Below are 19701 nucleotides of genomic sequence, written 5' to 3'. Positions count from 1 at the left end.
AGTGACTTCTTAGCAGCTTTTATAGCGGCGTCAACTTGTTCTACTGCATTCCCGGCATAACATGTGAATAAAGGTAATGCGTGATACCAATTGTCGAATGTCAGAACTGCTCACTGGCAATCTTTGGATGAACACCAGCGGCTAAAATCTGGGTAGCGTACGAGTACTATAGATCGTGGGATCGGATACGTGGAAGTGAAATCTTTGCGACCAGCCTTACCTGACCCGCAGTCTGGGGTGAGTATCGAGCAAACCACCGGCCCAACGTAGCATGATTAATCTCTTCGCCGCATTCAGCCATTGCTTGCAGAAAACCATCATCGGAAACAGCCTACAGGATAACGCTTTTTGGGAAATAAAAACATTTGAAATAAGCCGTCACATGCTGTCTCCTCACTCAATTACCCACTCTAAAGGGGATATAACCCGAAGTCCTACGCTACCATCTCGATGCAATCGTAAAGCGCAGCGCACCGGCAACCCACCGTAACATTAAGTTTAGCGTAACGGTGCAAAAAGCCGGAGTTGGGGGAACTCCGGCTTTTCACACAATGAAATAGTCGCGGCTATTCCGCGGCATCCACTTCCTCATTAACAGCAATAGTATTGGCCTGATAGCCATGAGCATCATGCAATGCCTTACGGACACCCGCCTCATAGTCCGGGTGAACCAGCTTGAAATGCGCCAGCTGACGCTCAATGATAAAGCCGGGAACGCCGCCCATCGCTGCCGCGATATTTGAGAACAGACGTGCCTTCTGACCATCATCAAACAGGTTGAACAATGCACGCGGCTGTGAATAATCATCATTGCCGATACGGTGATTGTAACGATCCGCATCACCACTCAGACGCAGCGGAGGCTCTTTGGCTGATGGTTGCTCAACCGGACCATTAAATGAATTCGGCTCATAAAATGCATCCGGATTGCCTGTTGCAATACCGCCATAAGTGTTCATCTGGCCATCGCGGTGATAGTGGTGCACCGGGCATTTCGGCTGATTGACCGGCAAATTTTCATAATGCGTGCCAAGGCGATGACGATGCGCGTCGGCATAGGAAAATAAGCGGGCCTGCAACATCTTGTCCGGGGAATAGCTGATACCCGGCACGATGTTGGACGGCGAAAAAGCTGCATTTTCAATCTCGGTGAAATAGTTTTCCGCATTGCGGTTCAACTCCATCACGCCAATATCAATCGGCGGATAGTCGGCATGTGGCCAGACCTTGGTGAGATCGAACGGATTGTAGGGTGTCTTTTCGACGTCCAGTTCCGGCATGATCTGCACCTGAACTTTCCACTTCGGGAATTCTCCCTTTTCAATAGAGGTGAAAAGATCTTCCTGCGTGGACTCACGGCTACGGCCGATCACACGTTCAGCCTCATCATTGGTCCAGTGCCTGTGGCCCTGTAAGGTCTTGAAATGGAACTTAACCCAGTAACGTTCACCAGCATCATTCCAGAAAGAATAGGTATGCGAACCATAGCCATTGATATGGCGCACATCCGTTGGAAGGCCGCGATCCGACATCAGGATCGTCACCTGATGCAGGCTTTCGGGCGAAAGCGACCAGAAATCCCACATGGCTGTTGCCGAACGCAGATTGGTTTTGGGATGACGCTTCTGGGTATGGATGAAATCCGGGAATTTTAGCGGATCACGCACGAAAAACACCGGCGTGTTATTGCCAACCAGATCCCAGTTGCCTTCTTCAGTGTAGAATTTGAGTGCAAAGCCGCGAACATCGCGCTCGGCATCAGCCGCACCCTGCTCGCCGGCAACGGTCGAAAAACGCGCCAGCATTGGCGTCTTCGCACCCGGCTGCAATGCCTTGGCTTTGGTATATCTGGAAATATCGCCTGTAATGGTCAGCGTACCAAATGCACCCCAACCCTTGGCATGGACAACACGCTCAGGAATACGTTCACGATTCTGGTGGCTCAGTTTTTCAATCAGCTGATAATCCTGCAACAAAACCGGGCCGCGCTCACCAGCGGTAAGGGAGTTCTGGTTATCCGGGATAGGCGCACCAGCGCTTGTAGTCATAATCGGACGGTCTGCCATGGGAACTTCCCTCCTGAAAAATCTATTGGTTGATCCAACATTCAGCCTGGCTTTCAGCGTGCAACAGCTCTGCTGTGGCAAACTCTGGCTGGGTAACAAATGCAGTTTAGACTCATTCCAATAATAATCTCCAATTGCTTTTTATGTTATTATTGATAGGATTTTCCTATCATGTTTACGATAAGACAAATGCGCTATTTCGAGGCGCTCGCAACGACCCTGCATTTTAGAAAAGCGGCTGAGCTTGCGCATATTTCGCAACCTGCCCTCTCGTCGCAAATCGCCGAAATGGAGGCTGCGGCAGGTGCACCTCTGTTTGAACGCTCACAGCGTAAAGTCATCATGACAGAACTTGGCCGCGACTTGCTGCCGGGTATCAGGACCATTTTGAAAGAATTGCATACGCTTGAAGAAATTTCAGCCCAGAGCAAAGGGCTGCTGCAAACCCAATTACGGCTCGGGATCATCCCCACCGTAGCGCCCTATCTGGTACCGTATCTTATTCCGCGACTAAGAGAGCAGCACCCCTCTTTCCACCTGCAATTGCGCGAGAGCGTAACAGCAAAACTGCTTGATGAGTTAAATGCAGGTGAAATTGACGCTATTGTCGCGGCTTTACCAATTACTGATGATCGTCTTGCGTATCTCAAACTATTCGATGATCGCTTTCTGATCGCGACTTCCAGCAATGACCAGACGATCCTCTCCTCGCCATTGACGCAGGACAATGCAGTCCTCGACCGGCTATTGCTGCTTGAAGAAGGCCATTGTATGCGCGATCAGGCGCTTGCGGTCTGCTCGCTACCACCCCAAAGACAATTGGTAAAATATGGTGCAACAAGCATGACCACGCTTTTGCAAATGGTCAGCCACGGCATGGGGCTGACCCTTATTCCTGAAATAGCCGTTCGTGCAGAACTACGCAGCAATCATATGCGGATTGTGCCATTTGAAGGCGAGCAGCCAAAACGTGAAATTGCCCTCTTCTGGCGAAGACAAAGCAAACGCCGCAAGGACTTTCAGGCTCTGGCAGAATGTATCATCGAAAGTGCAAACCATCTTTTCATTGATGATATGGAGCTTGCTAACCTCATATAATAAAAAAGCGGCCCCAAAAGCCGCCTTTTTTATCCTATCATCCCAATACTTACACGCCACCGGGATAATTCGGGCTTTCACGGGTGATGGACACGCCATGCGAATGGCTTTCACGCAGACCTGCATTGGAAATGCGCACGAAAGTTGCCTTTTCGCGGAACTCTTCCAGTGTCCTGGCACCGACATAGCCCATAGAAGCACGCAGACCACCGGCAAGCTGGTGCAGGACTGCCGAAATCGACCCCTTATAAGCGACCTGACCTTCGATGCCTTCAGGAACCAGCTTCAGCTCATCACGGACTTCCGCCTGAAAATAACGATCAGCAGAGCCGCGTGCCATTGCGCCAACCGAACCCATGCCGCGATAGGATTTGAACGACCGCCCCTGATGCAGATACACTTCGCCCGGGCTTTCTTCTGTGCCTGCAAGCAACGAACCAGCCATGGCAGCCGCAGCACCAGCCGCAAGCGCCTTGGAAAAATCGCCGGAGAACTTGATGCCGCCATCAGCAATGACCGGAATATTGTGTTTATGGGCGGCTTCAACCGCCGACATGATTGCTGCAAGCTGTGGCACACCAACACCTGCAACAATACGCGTTGTGCAGATTGAACCCGGCCCAATACCCACCTTAACCGCATCAACGCCTGCATCAATCAATGCCTGAGTGCCTGACGCAGTGGCCACATTACCAGCCAGAATAGCGACATTCGGATAGGCTTTCTTGATGCGTGCAACGGCATCGAGAACGCGCTGCGAATGACCATGCGCCGTATCGACAACCAGCAGATCAACGCCTGCATCAATCAGGCGTTCAGCACGCTCATAGCCGTCTTCACCAACACTTGTTGCAGCAGCAGCACGCAAACGTCCCTGTGCATCCTTGGCAGCGTTCGGATTAAGCTGTGTCTTTTCAATATCTTTAACCGTGATAAGGCCCACGCAACGACCTTTATCGTCAACGACCAGCAGCTTTTCGATGCGATGCGCATGCAAAAGGCGCTTGGCTTCATCCTGATCAACATTTTCGCGAACCGTGATCAGATTTTCGCGGGTCATCAATTCGTAAATCTTCTGCGCTGGATCAGAAGCAAAACGCACATCACGATTGGTCAGAATGCCGACCAGACGGCCCGGTCCTTTGGAACCGCCTTCGACAACCGGAATACCTGAAATACGATGCGCCTTCATAAGCGCCTGTGCATCGGCCAGCGTTGCATCCGGCCCAATGGTGACCGGATTCACAACCATACCGGATTCGAACTTCTTGACCTGACGAACTTCTTCAGCCTGACGTTCCGGTGTCAGGTTACGGTGAATAACACCAATACCACCCGACTGCGCCATGGCGATAGCAAGACGCGACTCGGTGACCGTATCCATAGCAGCCGACAAAAGAGGCAGGTTCAGTTCAATATCTTTGGCAATACGGGTCCGCAGGTCAACCTGCCCCGGCATAACCTCGGAATGACCGGGCTGCAAAAGCACATCATCAAAAGTGAGAGCGAGCACGCCAGTGGAAGATTCCACAATTTTAGCCATTGCCAATTCCTTTGCCGGTTTTACCGAATGAGAAAAGCCGCCTCCACCGGAAATGAATCCGTGAGCTGCGACTGGTCTTTGTTACGTATTGAATTGGCACTGGCTGGTAACACGCTTATGACTGGTTGAAAAGTCTTTTGCGGACAAGTTTCGGTGACTGGTAATAATTTTTACGATTTATCAGGTAACTCATCCCTTTAAATCGCGCAGCAGGGCATCTGAGGGAGCAGGCTTATGGACAGACGGACATTCACAAAATCACTTGCAGGATTTGGAACAATACCGTTCATTAGCGCTCAGGCAGGAGCGGCAAGCGGGAGCAACACACACATGCTCAAACTCATGGGCGGAAGCATCACAGATGTACCGGGAATCAAACTCGGTCATCACACGCTGACACAGCGTCCGACCGGCTGCACGGTTCTGCTTTGTGAAGAAGGTGCGACAGCAGGCGTTGATGTGCGCGGCTCAGCACCCGGAACGCGCGAGACCGATCTGCTCGACCCTATCAATCTGGTTGAACAGGTACATGCGGTTCTGCTCTCGGGTGGCAGCGCTTACGGCCTCAATGCTGCGAGCGGCGTGATGCGCTATCTTGAAGAAAACGGCTTTGGCTTCAAAATCAGCAAGGGCGTTGTTCCAATTGTCCCTGCGGCTGTCCTGATGGATTTGGGCGTTGGCAATTTTTCAATACGCCCGGATGACGAAGCGGGCTACCTCGCATGCAAGGCGGCCGGAACTGAAACCCCCGGCGAAGGCAATATCGGCGCTGGTGCCGGCGCTACAGTCGGAAAAATGTTTGGCATGGACTACGCCATGAAGGGCGGCCTTGGTACTGCAAGCCATAAAGTACCGGGCACGGATATTGTGATTGGCGCGATCGTTGCCGTCAATGCCGTGGGTGATGTTTATGCACCCAACTCGACACAGATTCTTGCCGGCGCACGCAAGGAAGACAATAAAGGCTTTCGCAATTCTATGGATGCGATCATGCAGGGGCGCAATGTGGTTAAAGCCGCAGGCGCCAATACGACCATTGGTGCGATTGCAACCAATGCACCATTTAACAAGGCCGAGTTGAAAAAAATTGCCGGCATGGCCCATGATGGGTTTGCGCGAACGATTAATCCGATCCACACCATGTGGGATGGTGATACGATTTTTGCGCTCTCGACAGCCACTGCGAAGAATGTTGAAGCGGATGTAACCGCAATAGGCGCGATTAGCGCAATTGTGATGGCGCAGGCCGTAGCCCGCGCAGTGATACAGGCTGAAAGCTTGCCCGATTTCAACCTGCCTGCGCATCGCGATTATGTGTAAGCGGAAAGTTCTCGATAACCACATCAATAGGCAATGATTGAAACGACATGCAATATACGCGATAGCAGGAATGACTTTTTACAAAGCTATCTTATGAGTTTTAAATTGATTTTGATCTGGAAACCAGGTTCGGAAACCGCATGACTGGCAATTCTCTTAAATTCGGCACAAGCGGCCTTCGGGGGCTCGCAACCGAGCTTAACGGATTGCCCGCCTATGCCTATTCACTGGCATTTGTGAAAATGCTTCAGGAAAGGGGCAATATTGCCGCAGGTGAGCGCGTTTTTGTCGGGCAGGACTTGCGCCCTTCAAGCCCTGACATTGCAGCTCTTGCAATGGGTGCAATCGAAGATGCAGGTTTAACGCCCGTCAATTGCGGTGTGCTGCCAACACCTGCTCTGAGTTATTTTGCAATGGCGCAGCATGCACCATGCATCATGATCACCGGCAGCCATATCCCGGATGATCGCAATGGTCTCAAATTCTATCGCGCGGACGGCGAAATCGACAAGGATGATGAAGCCGCAATCAATAAAGCCTATGCTGCCCTGCCCGATGATCTTGTTGCTCATAAAGTCGAAAACCTGCCGGTAAATGAACAGGCGATTGACGCCTATGCCCAACGTTATATCCAGCTGCTCGGCGCAAACAGCCTCACTGGATTGAAAATTGGCATTTATCAACACTCATCAGTAGCGCGTGACCTGCTTACAAAAGTGCTGAATGCTCTTGGTGCTGAAACAACAGCGCTTGGCCGTTCTGATGTGTTCGTGCCTGTCGACACGGAAGCATTACGCCCGGAAGATGTGACTCTCCTTGCAAAATGGGCTGGCGAAAACCAGTTCGATGCTATTGTTTCGACTGATGGTGATGCTGACCGTCCGCTTATTGCCGATGAACATGGGGATTTTGTGCGCGGTGACCTTGTCGGCGCTATCACCTGCTTCTGGGCCGGTGCTAATGTGATTGTGACACCTGTCACCTCCAATACAGCTTTGGAAGAATGCGGAAAATTTGCGCAAGTTGTGCGCACCCGTGTTGGCTCACCTTATGTCATTGCAGGCATGCAGCAAGCTCTGCATGAAGAAGCCAAATGCGTTATCGGCTTTGAAGCCAATGGCGGCGTATTGCTCGGAAGCAGCATTGAGAAAAACGGAAAACAACTATCGGCACTTCCGACCCGCGACGCATTGCTGCCAATCCTTGCTTGTCTGAACACAATCAAACAGACACAAAAACCACTCTCTGAAATTGCATCAAGCTATGGTTTCCGCATTGCCTTGAGTGATCGCATACAAAATATACCCCAGGAAAAAACGGCCGCCTTTCTTTCTGTCATTACACAGGAAGATGCACGATTACAGCTTTTCCCGATCAGCGACGTCGTGGTACGGCTTGAAACAATTGATGGCGTGAAGCTGTTTTTTGCATCAGGCAACGCAATCCATTATCGCGCATCAGGCAATGCGCCGGAATTACGCTGCTATGTAGAAGCGGTTACGAGAGAACAGGCCGCGCAACTATTGACAATGGGGCTTGATATCGCCCGCAATGCAACGAAGGATGCGAACAGTAAATGAGCTTTATTCCGGTTATCATCAGCGGCGGCTCGGGTTCCAGACTTTGGCCACTTTCACGCGACGCGCATCCAAAACCTTTCATCGAACTGCCTGATGGCAGCACACTAATTGGTAAAACCTATGCACGTGCATCGCATCTTGATGATGTGGAACGGCTTATCACTGTTACAAATCGCGATTTTCTGTTTCTAACGCTCGATGCTTATGCTGATGCTAAAGCACGCAGGATCGAGAATACATTTCTGCTCGAACCACTTGGGCGCGATACGGCACCAGCCGTTGCCCTTGCAGCATTGCAAGCCGCTTCGACCTATGGCCCGGATTCAACCTTGCTTGTGATGCCTGCCGATCACCTGATCGAAGATGAGGCAGCCTTTGGCCAAGCCGTTCTCAAAGCCCGCAAGCTTGCAGATACAGGCCGTATCGTCACTTTCGGGATTGTACCCGATCACCCCGAAACAGGCTTTGGATATATCGAAGTCAATGGCGAAGATGTGCTGCGCTTTGTTGAAAAACCAGATGCTGCAACTGCACAAGACTATGTTGATAGCGGACGCTATTACTGGAATTCCGGCATGTTCTGCTTCAAGGCTGCAACCATGATCGAAGCAATGCAGCTTCATGCACCCGAAGTGCTCAAGGGTGCAAAATCAGCACTTGATCATGCACGCAAAGGCATGAACGGGGAAACCAGAACACTGGAAATCGCAAAAGAGCAATTTGCAGAGGCACCCGCAATATCCATTGATTATGCGGTGATGGAAAAAGCTGACAACATCGCCTGTGTTCAGGTTTCATGCGGCTGGTCAGATATTGGTTCATGGGCTGCAATGGCCGACCTGATTGCTCCTGATGCTCAAGGCAACCGTTTGCGCGGCGAGACTGTTCTTGAGGATACGACAGATAGCTTCGTGCTGTCAGAAACCCGTCTTGTCAGTCTTGTCGGCGTCCATGATCTTCTGGTCGTCGATACGCCTGATGCACTTCTTGTCGCCCATCGCGACAAGGCTCAGGACGTACGCAAAGTATTCAACAAACTGCGTGCTCAGGGCCATGAAGCAGCCAAACTGCATCGTACAGCACACCGGCCATGGGGCACCTATACGGTTCTTGAAGAAGGCGAAGGTTTCAAGATCAAACGTATTGAAGTCAAACCCGGCAGCCGCCTTAGCCTGCAAGCTCATCATCACCGTTCTGAACACTGGATTGTGGTTTCCGGTACCGCGAAAGTTGTTAATGGCGAACGTGAAATCCTGCTCACCAACAACCAGTCGACTTATATTCCATGCGGCTTCAAACACCGTCTGGAAAACCCCGGCATTCTGCCGCTGGTTCTGATCGAAGTGCAGAGCGGTGAATATCTCGGTGAAGATGACATTGTTCGTTTTGATGATGTTTATGGACGTGCCTGATCAGCCGATAACAAATTAGCAGTTCTTCGCAGAAGCGAATCCGCTATAGTTGCTTTATGACAATCCGGCATTTAAGCGAAACCATTATCAACCAGATTGCCGCTGGCGAGGTGATTGAACGCCCCGCCAGCGTGATCAAGGAACTTGTCGAAAACGCGATTGATGCGGGTGCCACCCGCATCGAAGTTGTGACCGCAGGCGGTGGCAAAACGCTGTTGCGCGTAACCGATAATGGTTCTGGCATACCTTCCGATGAACTTCCGCTCGCAGTTTCGCGCCATTGCACCTCGAAACTGAGCGATAATGTCAGCGATATTCGTGCATTGGGCTTTCGTGGCGAAGCATTGCCATCTATTGGCTCGGTTTCAAAACTGACACTTAAATCACGCCCTCAAAATGCAGAATCCGGTTTTGAGGTGAGCGTGAGTGGCGGCCATCTGGATGGTCCGCGTCCAGCAGCACTTAATCATGGCACCATTGCCGAAGTGCGCGATCTGTTTTACGCAACCCCCGCCCGTCTGAAATTCATGAAGACGGATCGCGCAGAAGCAACTGCAATTACCGATGTTATCAAGCGAATTGCCATTGCCTTCCCGCATGTGCGGTTTTCGCTCGCAGGCACGGACCGCACCCCGCTTGAACTGCCCGCAACCGGAACGGGGGTGGATGCAACATTAAAACGTATCGGGCAAATTCTCGGCAACGAATTCTCCGATAATGCGCTGCATATTGATGCCGAACGTGATGGCGTACGGCTTGCCAGTTTTGTTGGCATTCCTTCATTCAATCGTGGCAATGCCTTGCACCAGTTTGCCTATGTGAATGGGCGTCCCATTCGCGACAAACAGATATTTGGTGCACTACGTGGCGCTTATGCGGATGTCATCGCGCGTGACCGGCACCCGGTGGCCGTTTTGTTTCTGACAATCGATCCGGCACAGGTCGATGTGAATGTGCATCCAGCCAAAGCCGATGTGCGGTTCCGCGATCCAGGTCTGGTGCGTGGACTGATCGTTGGCTCGATCAAACAGGCACTTGCACAATCTGGAATACGGCCCGCAACCAGTGGTGCGGAAGCCATGTTACAAGCGTTTCGGGCGGAAGGATTTCAACCCCGCCCCTCTGCAAGCAATTATACAGCACAAAACTGGCGCACAACCACCCCTGCCCCGCGCAATGAATGGTCGCCACAAACAGCACACCCCGCGCATAAGCCACTTGATTTTGATCATATTCCAGCATTTCGCGAAGAAACACAGGCGGTTATTGATACAGTTGTGACACCGGCAGCCGATGCACGTGCAACAATTTCAGAAGCCCCCGTTGAGCTGATGCAGAAACCTCTTGGTGCTGCGCGTGCACAAATTCATGAAAATTATATCGTCGCACAGACAGAAGACAGTCTGGTGATTGTCGATCAGCACGCAGCGCATGAGCGGCTTGTTTATGAAGCATTAAAAAATGCGCTGCATTCGCGACCGATCCCCGGGCAAATGTTGCTGATCCCGGAAATCGTTGATCTGGCAGAAGATGACGCCGAGCGACTTGCCACCCATGCGCAAACACTGGCGCAATTCGGACTTGGCATCGAACAATTTGGCCCCGGTGCAATCGCCGTGCGTGAAACACCCGCCATGCTCGGTGAAATGAATGTGCAGCAATTGATCCGTGATCTGGCGGATGAGATTGCCGACCATGACACATCCGATGGTCTCAAAGCCATGCTCAACCATGTTGCAGCGACTATGGCATGCCATGGTTCTGTGCGCTCAGGTCGCCGCCTTAAACCGGAAGAAATGAACGCACTCTTGCGTGATATGGAAGCAACGCCCGGATCCGGCACCTGCAATCATGGCCGTCCGACCTTTATAGAGCTGAAGCTTACTGATATTGAACGATTGTTCGGAAGGCGCTAAGACTTCTCTCGCATCAAGGAATTACATAATGAACAAATTTGAATCACCACGCTCATCTGAAGCCGTCCTGCGCTATCTTGATGGCGATTTTGAAATCGTCAAACACGGCTCATATGTCCTCTGCGCAGTATCAGCGGCCCCCATTCCTCTTGATGAATTGAAATATTGGAGCGTTGCGCGACAGGAAGCCTATGCAACCGGCCTGATTTCCTATGAACGTGAGCTGGAACTCAATCCGGAATTACGCAGCCGCAAAAAGGCCTGATAGCCTCACAAAGAGCGTAGTTTATAAGATTCAATTGCCTTATCAAGAATATGGTCTAAAGCGTCTTTTCGCTCGAATTGCAGGTCAATATCGAGCACAGCAAGATTGTGAATGAATTCAGCCGGTAACCCCTTCATCGTGATCAGACGGACATGATCCTTGGCCGTTGTAATAAGACCAGCGCCTGACTGCCCTGCCGTTTCAATCAGCCTGGCTATATCTTCCGGCTGATAGCTATAGTGGTCGGGAAAATTTTTCCCCTCCACAACTTCTCCGCCAGCCTGCTGTACGCTTGCAAAAAACTTGGATGGATTGCCAATACCGGCAAAGGCCAGCCAACGATTGCCTGCAACATTGGCCGATGACGATGGCAGCAATTGTGCTTCATAGATAGCACGTCCTGCACGCGATGCCTGCCGCACCACATAATCAGCCTCATCACCCTTGCCGATACGCAAAATTGCATCGGTTTTTCGCAACTGGTCAATCAAAGGTGCGCGCAACGGACCTGCGGGAATAACTTTTCCATTTCCAACTCCCCGTGTGGAATCCACAACCAGAAGAGAAAAATCTGCATATAATCGTGCACTCTGAAATCCATCATCCATGATGATGAAGTCGCAACCGCGCTTAAGCAGTTCCACCGCTGATTTCAAACGATCTGGACAAAGGGCAACCGGCGCATGACGCGCCAACAAAAGTGGCTCATCGCCAACATGCCCGGCACTGTCTCTGTCCGGATCGACAATATGCAGACCCTTATAATTACCGCCATAACCACGTGATACAATGCCGGGACGCAAACCGCGTGCAGTTGCAGCCTTTGCAAAAGCAATGGCAGTTGGCGTCTTGCCTGCTCCACCAACGGTAAAATTACCAATGCATAAAACAGGAGCGTCGATCTTTGGCGGTTCAGATTTAAGCAATCTGCGCCCTGCAACAGCCCCATAAACCCATGAAAACGGTGCAAGAGCATAGGCACGCCAGTCAGGTTTTTGCCACCAGAAGGGCGGCGCTTCACCTGCCATGATCAAATGCCGCCATGAACAAAAGCTGCATCATTGCGATTTCCCGGCAATTGCGCTTGCAACACCAGTGGCTGAATAAAAGGTTCAAGGGAATTGAGTGTCCGGTCAAGCGCACCGCGCATGTCCTTAACCGTATCAACTCCCGCACGGATCATCGTGTTCAAGTGCTCAGGATTGTTAAAAAGAAAATTGATTGCGCCAGCTAACATATTGCGATCCTTCACAACACGCGCACCGCCATTCTTGATAAGACGCTGAAAAGATTCACGGAAATTCTGAACATTCTTGCCAGTCAGAACAGCGGTTCCCATCATGGCCGGCTCAAGCGGATTGTGTCCACCTTCTTTGGTCAGCGAATTGCCAATGAACGCAACTTCGGTGAGTTGCAGATAAAGCCCCATTTCGCCAATAGTATCGCCCAGCAAAATATCGGTATCTGCTTCAATCGCATCGCCACGACTGCGTAGTGCTACCTTCAACCCCTTCTCACCAAGCATGGTTTCTATGGCTTCGGCGCGATTTGGATGGCGCGGCACAATGATTGTAACAAGGCGCGGATAACGCACTTTCAGCATTTGATGAACTTCAGCGGCTATTTCTTCTTCACCGTCATGCGTTGAAATTGCAGCCCAGGTGCGTCGTCCCGCAATCTGGTGCTGAAGCAGGGAAAGTGCGTGCGGATCAGCAGGAGCAGGAGCCGTATCAACCTTCAGATTGCCGGAAACACTGACAGGTCGTGCGCCAAGCGTCCGAAAACGTTCCCCATCCAGTTCGGACTGCGCGATCACATGTGCAAAATTTTCAAAAAGTGCTTCCGCCAGTTCTGGCCGCTTTTGCCATGCGGCAAAAGAACGATCTGACAAACGACCATTCACCAAAACCTGCGGTATATGGCGTGCACCAAGTGAAAGAACCGTGGTCGGCCAGATTTCCGACTCGCACCCAATAACCAGATCCGGTTTCCAATGATCTAGAAAATTATTGACCGCAGGCTGTAAATCAAGGGGTGCATATTGATGAATGACCTGATTACCAAGCTGATCAGCAACCAGCTTTGCCGATGTTACGGTACCCGTAGTCATGACAATATGAATACCGTTTGCAGCAATGCTTTCGATCAATGGTGCCATGGCAACAGATTCACCAACACTTGCAGCATGTGCCCAGATGACCGGCCCCTGCGGACGGGCTATGGCAGTTTTGCCATAACGTTCAGCGCGACGGGCACGTTCCTCCTTGCCGCGCGAAGCGCGGTAGGAAATATACGCTCCGATAAACGGATAGGCCGTAGAACCGAGTATACGATAGGCAGACAACATATTTCGCGCCCATCGTTCACTCATTGACCTGCCTCCAATGCAGCATAGGCTCTGTTCGTCGCGTCATTCAGCTGCCGCGTCAGTTCCATGCGCTTTTCTTCCAGTTGTGCCTCATCGGCATTTTCATCCACCCAGACCGGCTCTCCACAAACGATCATCGAGCGTCCGAATGGCAGTGGAATTGTGGTCTTGTCCCATGTCTTATGCAAAACATGATTCCGCGAAAAAGCATATGCAAAAGGCATGATTGGTCTACCTGAAAGCTTGGCCAGCAAAATAATGCCTTCACCGGCCTCGCGCGCCTTACCATGAGCAATATCAGCAATCATTGATGCTGATTGTCCCTTTTTCAATGCATTTTTCAATGTCAGAAGTGCACGGGCACCACCTTTTTTCGCTGAATTTCCTTCACCTCGCCCACCAGAGCCGCGCACCGTGATGAACCCGAATTTTTCAGCAATCCGCGCATTCAGCTCCGCATCGGCACTACGCGAAAACATCGCCACAACTGACAATTCAGCCGGACGCACAACCGGTGCCATAATATGCTGACCGTGCCAGAAAGTTATGATGGACGGGCTGTTTTCCCGCAAAAGCACCTTGATATCCGCAGAATCCTTAAGTGGTGGATTAGTCAAGCGCACCAGTTTCAAATAGCTGCAAATCAACTGCACCAATGCAGATTTCACCAAAGATGATCGCGCCAAAGGGCCACGCATGCAGCGCCATAAGCGTTTGGCGAAACCGTCCGATCGGGCACGTGCATCAGATTGCGCCGGGCCCTCTCTTTGCTTCATATGTTCTTCACCAGGAGCGGTCAAAAGCACTTATTCCATTTTCAGATCAACACCTTCCGGGTCCAGCAAACGATGCAGATGCACAATGAAATAGCGCATATGCGCATTATCAACGGTCTGCTGTGCCTTGGACTTCCAGGCTGTTTTAGCCGTTTCATAATCAGGATAAATCCCGACGACATCGAGATTATCAAGATCACGAAACTGGACAGTGCCAAGCTTTGTCAGCTCGCCGCCAAACACCAGATGAAGAAGCTGTTTCTTGTCGCCTTCAACGCTCATAATACAATCCCTTGAAACTTCTAATTTTTCGACATGATTAGCTCAATGGCCAGTCTGCGACAACACTCAACATTTCCTGCAAAAGATTTCCACTGGACGCAACCAATGCGCCATGCTTGAGCGCTGTCTCACCATAATTGACGGCTCGGGCATCAGCATCAAGTAACGCTCCGCCCGACTCTCTCAAGATAAGATCAGCTGCTGCCAAGTCCCAATCATGCGAATTTGGCCGAATGAAGGTACCGGCAATATCACCGCGTGCCACCATTGCAATACGATAGGCAAGGGATGGCACATAAGGATGGATGATAACACGATCACGCCAGCCTTCGGGCAGCACATCCACCATTCTTTTCGCCGAAGCCATAGGGATTTTTTCACCCGGGGCAGGCAATCGTGTTTGAATTGGCATTCCGTTTTGCGATGCCCCAAAGCCTTTGCCAGCTTCAATCACTTCGTTCAAAACAGGGCATTGCAGAACTCCGGCAATGGGTTTGCCGTCTTCAACAACAGCCACACTCACACACCATTGAGACTGACCATGAATAAAACCGCGCGTACCATCAATGGGATCAACGACAAAAGCACGGCGACGCGGCTGTGCAATACGATCATCACTTGTTTCTTCTGAAATCCAGCCATAATCAGGCCGCGCTTCGAGCAACACCTGTTTCAGATAGCTATCGACAGCGAAATCGGCTTCGCTGACCGGTGACTGACCCTCTTTAAGCCATACCTCCGGCGATTGGCCGAAATAACGCATGGCAATGCGGCCAGCCTCCCGCGTCGCATGACGCAACAGCTCAAGCTCGTTCTGAATGTCTTTTCGTTTCTCAATTTCCGGCAAGGGTCATGCCTTCAATCACAAGTGTCGGGGCCGTCATGCCAAAGTTCCTGTCAATATCGGAAGCAGGTGTCATGTTAAGGAACATATCCTTGAGATTGGAAGCAATCGTTACCTCACTTACAGGAAATGTCACTTCACCATTCTCGATCCAGAAGCCCGATGCACCCCGGCTATATTGCCCGGTAATCATATCAACACCCTGACCGAAAACTTCTGTCACATAGAAACCGGTGCCAAGTGTTCGAATAAGCGATTGCGGTGTTTCAGTACCCGGCTCAATCGCAAAATTTGTTGAAGCCGGAGTAACGCCAGAACCGGAACGTACACCACGCCCATTTCCAACAAGCCCCAGTTCACGCGCACTCGACCCAGATAAAAGCCAATGTGCCAGAACACCATTCTCAACCATTGTCAGCGGTTGGCCTTCAATGCCTTCACCATCAAACGGGCGCGACGACGACCCACGAATGCGCAAAGGATTGTCAGTGACATTAATTCCAGATTTTAGAATCTGCTTGCCCAGACTATCGCGTAAAAAACTGGTTTTCCGTGCTACCGACGCACCATTGATCGCACTTGCAAGGTGGCCTGCAATACCGCGTGCCAGACGCGGATCAAAAACAACATTGACCGGACCTGTTTTAACCTGCCGCGCGCCCAGACGCCGGACAGCCCGTTCACCAGCGTTTCGGCCAATATTTTCAGGTGAGTCAAGGTCCGCAAAATGAAGACGCGAACTAAAATCATAGTCGCGTTCCATCTTCGTACCTTCACCCGCAATTGCAGACGCAGAGCGTCCGAACCGCGTTGCCGCATATTCGCCAACAAAGCCCGATGAAGTCACAAGAACCAGGCCGCCCATGCTACGCGATGCACCTGCCCCACCCGAATTCGTAACACCTGCAACAGCAAGTACCGCCTCTTCGGTCGCCAGCGCATCTTCCGTCAGCCGTGACGTATCAATTTCAGTCGGATCAAAAAGATCAAGGTCACGCGGTTGTTTAACCAGCAATGAAGGATCGGCCAATTGCTCATACGGATCTTCGGGTGATACTCTGGCCATTGCCACAGCCCGCTCTGCCAATTTTGCCGGATCACTACCGGCATTTGCCGAAATACTCGCAATGCGCCGCCCGACAAATACGCGCAATGAAAAATCATCGCTTTCTGACGATTCGGTTCCCTCAACCTTGCCAAGCCGCACAGAAACACTCACCGAGCGCGCACGGATCACAACCGCGTCAGCATGGTCCGCTCCTGCATGCTTGGCCGCGGCCACAAGCTGTGCAGCGCGATCAACAAGTTTACCCGAAGAGTTGTCTGAAATCATTATATAATCCAAAATTGAAATCAACGATGGCCCAATTGGAAAACCACGATATGTAACCAGCCGTAATCGGAATTTGCAAAAAACTTATGTCAAATTATTCGACAATGAACTGATTAGAGACATATCCTGTTTCTATATTGCTGAAATCGGATGGCTTCAAGGGAAGCCCTCATTTTCTTCGTATATCAAGAGCATATCATGATCCCAACTGGCGGAAGCCTCTACATACAAGCGTTGATGATTCTAGGCGGCGCGATTATCGCGGCTCCGCTATTCAAACGGCTTGGCCTTGGGACAGTTCTCGGCTATCTGGCGGCTGGTATTATTATCGGCCCTGTAGCGCGACTGATCTCGGACAGTGAAGATCTTTTACATTTCTCTGAACTTGGCGTCGTTTTCCTGCTCTTCATCATTGGACTTGAATTAAAACCTTCGCGTTTGTGGGCCTTGCGCCATGCAATTTTCGGCCTTGGTGCGGCCCAGGTGCTGCTGAGCGGCGCAGCCCTTGCAGCACTCGGCATCTATCTGGCTGGACTAAGCACCCAGGCAGCCATCATTATTGGCTTTGGCTTTGCTCTCTCTTCAACGGCATTCGCTATGCAAGTGCTGGAAGACCGGTCTGAAACTAACCAGAAACACGGGCAGCGTGCTTTCGCGATTCTGCTGTTTCAGGATCTCGCGATCGTTCCCATTCTGGCAATCATTCCCGTTCTTTCCCCTAATGAACCCTCACAGACCAGCGCCGGTTTTCATCTTGTGACAGCTATTGCCGCAATTATAGCGCTTGTTATTGCGGGCCGCTATCTGATCAACCCTATGTTTCGGATCATTGCCAATACAGGCGCACGCGAAGTTATGATCGCAGCGGCCCTGTTTATCGTTCTAGGCTCGGCAAGCCTGTTAGAAGCAACAGGGCTATCAATGGCTATGGGTGCATTTATTGCGGGCGTCCTGCTGGCTGAATCATCCTATCGCCATGAACTGGAAGCCGATATTGAACCCTTTCGCGGTATTTTCCTTGGCCTGTTTTTTGTGGCTGTTGGCCTTTCACTCAACCTCACGGTCATTTTGCAATATTGGAAGACCATACTAATCGCCGTACCAATTTTTATGATTGTCAAAGCGGCGATTATCTACATTCTGTGCCGTATCTTTCGCTCCAGCCACAATGATGCTGTGCGTATCGCATTTCTTCTGCCCCAGGGTGGTGAATTTGCATTTGTGCTTTTCTCGGCAGCCGCCGCCGCAGCAGTCATCTCCAATGCCTTAAGTTCAGAACTGATCGCAGCCGTCACAGTATCCATGGCCTTAACACCACTTTCAGTTGCCATTGGCTCAAAACTATTGATTAAAAACAAGGTTGAAGACGTCATTGAGGAGAATTTTGAAGGAGCAGGCGCAGATGTTCTGATGATCGGCTTCTCACGCTACGGACAGATTTCAGCGCAGATATTGCTGGCAGGCGGTATCAACGTAACTGTTATTGACAACTCCCCTAACCGGGTACGTGCAGCTGGAAAATTCGGTTTCCGTATTTATTTTGGCGACGGCACACGCAAGGATGTGCTGGAAGCAGCCGGCATCCGCAAGGCAAAGATCGTAGCCGTTTGCACGCATAAGAAAGAAATCACCAACCGGATCGTCAACCTGATCCAGTCCGAATATCCCGATGTGCGTCTGTTTGTGCGCTCCTATGACCGTGAACACACGCTACAACTCCGGGCGCAGGGTGTGGAATATGAACTGCGTGAAACTTTCGAGTCGGGGCTGTTGTTTGGTCAACGCACTCTGGAAGGATTGGGGATGTCTGAAGCGAATGCCTATGCCATTCGGGAAGAAATCCGACAGCATGACGAAGACCGCCTGCATGTTCAGGCGTCAGAAGGTATCATGGCGGGACGGCATCTGCTTTTCAATAAGCCGGTTACACCGGAACCATTGGTCAAGCCGCAGCGCGAAGGGCAACGGATCGACTCAGTAGCCAATATCGATGCAGAAGCATCTTCTTCTGCATCGCCAGCAGCAGAATAGATCAAGGAGTAGCAGGCTTTCCATTCATCACGGAATCAAGGGTCAGCTTCAGCTCTTCACGGATTCCAGCACTTTGCGACAATATCTGTTCAAATTTCAGAAAATCGAGCAGGCCAATCCGCTCGACATTCGGGCGCAGGAAAATATGCGGCGGACGATTGCGGAACTTATTGTCGATAATTGAACACATTGTGAGCTGATTTGCGCCCATAATGGCTTCAAATGTCGTTGGCATATAATCATCCGGGCCAACCGGCGCACCAACGACATCAATGCCAATTACAATATCGGCCTTGTCAAACAGCAGATCAAACGGCACAGGATTAAGCAGACCACCATCAACCAGAATACGTCCATCACGCCGCACCGGCCTGAAAACAGGCGGTATTGCACAGGATGCTGCAATAGCCGAAGGCAGATCACCTGTATCAATATTGAGTTCAGTCGCTGCATGAAAATCCGATGCCGTGATGCTCATCGGGATTTTCAGCTGTTCAACATTTTCAGGCAAAGATGCAGGAAGAAAGACTTCCAATATCTTCTCAATATTGAACTGGCTGACACGCAAGCCGCCTTTGAGCAGCTCCACCCAGCGTTCCGGGCGGGCCTGCCACATGCGGCGAACCACTTCCGAACGGCGATTAAAAATCGCCGCCATATATTCATGAATTTCCACCCCACTCATGCCGTTTGCCATACCGGCACCGAGAATCGAACCAATTGATGAACCAGCAATAGCCACGGGCTTGATGCCAAGTTCATCCAGCACTTCGATAATATGGATATGCGCAATGCCCCGTGCACCGCCACCGCCAAAAGCAACGGCAATACGCGGGGATGCTGTCATGACATTATCCATATGCTTCT

Annotated in this window: 16 protein-coding genes; 7 read left to right on the top strand and 9 right to left on the bottom strand. The window is 51.1% G+C overall.

Annotation, left to right across the window (positions count from 1 at the left end):
- Positions 1–566: 566 nt before the first annotated feature.
- A complete protein-coding gene (gene katA, locus FHY56_RS13110; protein WP_140905652.1) occupies positions 567–2066 on the bottom strand; it encodes a catalase KatA in 1500 nt (499 codons plus the stop codon).
- Between the two features lie 171 nt (positions 2067–2237).
- On the opposite strand from katA, the gene FHY56_RS13105 reads away from it, so the two are divergent.
- A complete protein-coding gene (locus FHY56_RS13105; RefSeq protein ID WP_140905651.1) occupies positions 2238–3164 on the top strand; it encodes a hydrogen peroxide-inducible genes activator in 927 nt (308 codons plus the stop codon).
- 49 nt (positions 3165–3213) lie between these two features.
- On the opposite strand, the gene guaB is transcribed toward FHY56_RS13105, so the two are convergent.
- A complete protein-coding gene (guaB, locus tag FHY56_RS13100) occupies positions 3214–4707 on the bottom strand; it encodes an IMP dehydrogenase (protein ID WP_140905650.1) in 1494 nt (497 codons plus the stop codon).
- 234 nt (positions 4708–4941) lie between these two features.
- Here guaB and FHY56_RS13095 point away from each other — a divergent pair, with 234 nt between their 5' ends.
- From FHY56_RS13095 to FHY56_RS13075, 5 genes are all read left to right on the top strand, one after another.
- Complete coding sequence (locus FHY56_RS13095; RefSeq protein ID WP_140905649.1) at positions 4942–6027, top strand: P1 family peptidase; 1086 nt, start codon at positions 4942–4944, stop codon at positions 6025–6027.
- 140 nt (positions 6028–6167) lie between these two features.
- Entirely contained in the window at positions 6168–7607 is a 1440-nt protein-coding gene (locus FHY56_RS13090; RefSeq protein ID WP_140905648.1) for a phosphomannomutase, read from the top strand.
- Positions 7604–9019, top strand: a complete 1416-nt coding sequence (locus FHY56_RS13085) for a mannose-1-phosphate guanylyltransferase/mannose-6-phosphate isomerase (RefSeq protein WP_140905647.1) — start codon at positions 7604–7606, stop codon at positions 9017–9019. Before FHY56_RS13090 ends, FHY56_RS13085 begins: the two co-directional genes overlap by 4 nt.
- 56 nt (positions 9020–9075) lie before the next feature.
- Positions 9076–10935, top strand: coding sequence for a DNA mismatch repair endonuclease MutL (mutL, locus tag FHY56_RS13080; protein ID WP_140905646.1), 1860 nt, complete (start codon positions 9076–9078; stop codon positions 10933–10935).
- A gap of 28 nt (positions 10936–10963) precedes the next feature.
- Entirely contained in the window at positions 10964–11200 is a 237-nt protein-coding gene (locus tag FHY56_RS13075; protein ID WP_140905645.1) for a DUF2093 domain-containing protein, read from the top strand.
- 5 nt (positions 11201–11205) lie between these two features.
- Here FHY56_RS13075 and lpxK read toward each other — a convergent pair whose 3' ends face one another.
- Genes lpxK through FHY56_RS13045 form a run of 6 tightly spaced genes read right to left on the bottom strand, consistent with a single transcriptional unit; the run spans position 11206 to position 16803 of the window.
- The gene (gene lpxK, locus FHY56_RS13070; RefSeq protein WP_140905644.1) at positions 11206–12228 is read right to left on the bottom strand and encodes a tetraacyldisaccharide 4'-kinase; all 1023 of its coding nucleotides are present in this window, start codon (positions 12226–12228) and stop codon (positions 11206–11208) included.
- A 2-nt stretch (positions 12229–12230) separates the two neighbouring features.
- Positions 12231–13571, bottom strand: coding sequence for a lipid IV(A) 3-deoxy-D-manno-octulosonic acid transferase (waaA, locus tag FHY56_RS13065; RefSeq protein WP_140905643.1), 1341 nt, complete (start codon positions 13569–13571; stop codon positions 12231–12233).
- Positions 13568–14344, bottom strand: coding sequence for a lysophospholipid acyltransferase family protein (locus FHY56_RS13060; RefSeq protein WP_140905642.1), 777 nt, complete (start codon positions 14342–14344; stop codon positions 13568–13570). Before FHY56_RS13060 ends, waaA begins: the two co-directional genes overlap by 4 nt.
- A gap of 30 nt (positions 14345–14374) precedes the next feature.
- Positions 14375–14626 carry a DUF4170 domain-containing protein gene (locus tag FHY56_RS13055; protein WP_140905641.1) on the bottom strand — a complete coding sequence of 84 codons (252 nt, stop codon included), beginning with the start codon at positions 14624–14626 and terminating at the stop codon, positions 14375–14377.
- A gap of 37 nt (positions 14627–14663) precedes the next feature.
- On the bottom strand, positions 14664–15473 hold the full coding sequence (locus FHY56_RS13050; RefSeq protein ID WP_140905640.1) for a 3'(2'),5'-bisphosphate nucleotidase CysQ: 810 nt from the start codon (positions 15471–15473) through the stop codon (positions 14664–14666).
- Positions 15460–16803, bottom strand: coding sequence for a TldD/PmbA family protein (locus FHY56_RS13045; RefSeq protein ID WP_140905639.1), 1344 nt, complete (start codon positions 16801–16803; stop codon positions 15460–15462). Before FHY56_RS13045 ends, FHY56_RS13050 begins: the two co-directional genes overlap by 14 nt.
- A 198-nt stretch (positions 16804–17001) precedes the next feature.
- Here FHY56_RS13045 and FHY56_RS13040 point away from each other — a divergent pair, with 198 nt between their 5' ends.
- A complete protein-coding gene (locus FHY56_RS13040; RefSeq protein ID WP_140905638.1) occupies positions 17002–18834 on the top strand; it encodes a monovalent cation:proton antiporter-2 (CPA2) family protein in 1833 nt (610 codons plus the stop codon).
- Between the two features lies 1 nt (position 18835).
- On the opposite strand, the gene FHY56_RS13035 is transcribed toward FHY56_RS13040, so the two are convergent.
- Positions 18836–19693 (bottom strand): patatin-like phospholipase family protein, encoded by an 858-nt coding sequence (locus tag FHY56_RS13035; protein ID WP_140905637.1) that lies wholly within the window; start codon positions 19691–19693, stop codon positions 18836–18838.
- Positions 19694–19701: the final 8 nt, after the last annotated feature.

The sequence above is a fragment of the Brucella gallinifaecis genome (assembly GCF_006476605.1).
In the GTDB taxonomy this organism is placed as follows: domain Bacteria; phylum Pseudomonadota; class Alphaproteobacteria; order Rhizobiales; family Rhizobiaceae; genus Brucella; species Brucella gallinifaecis.
Note: the sequence above shows the minus strand (reverse complement) of the source record. Positions and strands in the feature narration are given on the sequence as shown.

Excerpts from the sequence above, each read along its gene's own strand:
- FHY56_RS13095 (WP_140905649.1), top strand. The coding sequence starts at position 4,942 with ATGGACAGACGGACATTCACAAAATCACTTGCAGGATTTGGAACAATA.
- FHY56_RS13040 (WP_140905638.1), top strand. The coding sequence starts at position 17,002 with ATGATCCCAACTGGCGGAAGCCTCTACATACAAGCGTTGATGATTCTA.
- FHY56_RS13075 (WP_140905645.1), top strand. The coding sequence starts at position 10,964 with ATGAACAAATTTGAATCACCACGCTCATCTGAAGCCGTCCTGCGCTAT.
- FHY56_RS13035 (WP_140905637.1), bottom strand. The coding sequence starts at position 19,693 with ATGGATAATGTCATGACAGCATCCCCGCGTATTGCCGTTGCTTTTGGC.
- FHY56_RS13055 (WP_140905641.1), bottom strand. The coding sequence starts at position 14,626 with ATGAGCGTTGAAGGCGACAAGAAACAGCTTCTTCATCTGGTGTTTGGC.
- katA (WP_140905652.1), bottom strand. The coding sequence starts at position 2,066 with ATGGCAGACCGTCCGATTATGACTACAAGCGCTGGTGCGCCTATCCCG.
- FHY56_RS13105 (WP_140905651.1), top strand. The coding sequence starts at position 2,238 with ATGTTTACGATAAGACAAATGCGCTATTTCGAGGCGCTCGCAACGACC.
- FHY56_RS13090 (WP_140905648.1), top strand. The coding sequence starts at position 6,168 with ATGACTGGCAATTCTCTTAAATTCGGCACAAGCGGCCTTCGGGGGCTC.
- lpxK (WP_140905644.1), bottom strand. The coding sequence starts at position 12,228 with ATGGCAGGTGAAGCGCCGCCCTTCTGGTGGCAAAAACCTGACTGGCGT.
- FHY56_RS13045 (WP_140905639.1), bottom strand. The coding sequence starts at position 16,803 with ATGATTTCAGACAACTCTTCGGGTAAACTTGTTGATCGCGCTGCACAG.
- FHY56_RS13085 (WP_140905647.1), top strand. The coding sequence starts at position 7,604 with ATGAGCTTTATTCCGGTTATCATCAGCGGCGGCTCGGGTTCCAGACTT.
- mutL (WP_140905646.1), top strand. The coding sequence starts at position 9,076 with ATGACAATCCGGCATTTAAGCGAAACCATTATCAACCAGATTGCCGCT.
- guaB (WP_140905650.1), bottom strand. The coding sequence starts at position 4,707 with ATGGCTAAAATTGTGGAATCTTCCACTGGCGTGCTCGCTCTCACTTTT.
- waaA (WP_140905643.1), bottom strand. The coding sequence starts at position 13,571 with ATGAGTGAACGATGGGCGCGAAATATGTTGTCTGCCTATCGTATACTC.
- FHY56_RS13060 (WP_140905642.1), bottom strand. The coding sequence starts at position 14,344 with ATGAAGCAAAGAGAGGGCCCGGCGCAATCTGATGCACGTGCCCGATCG.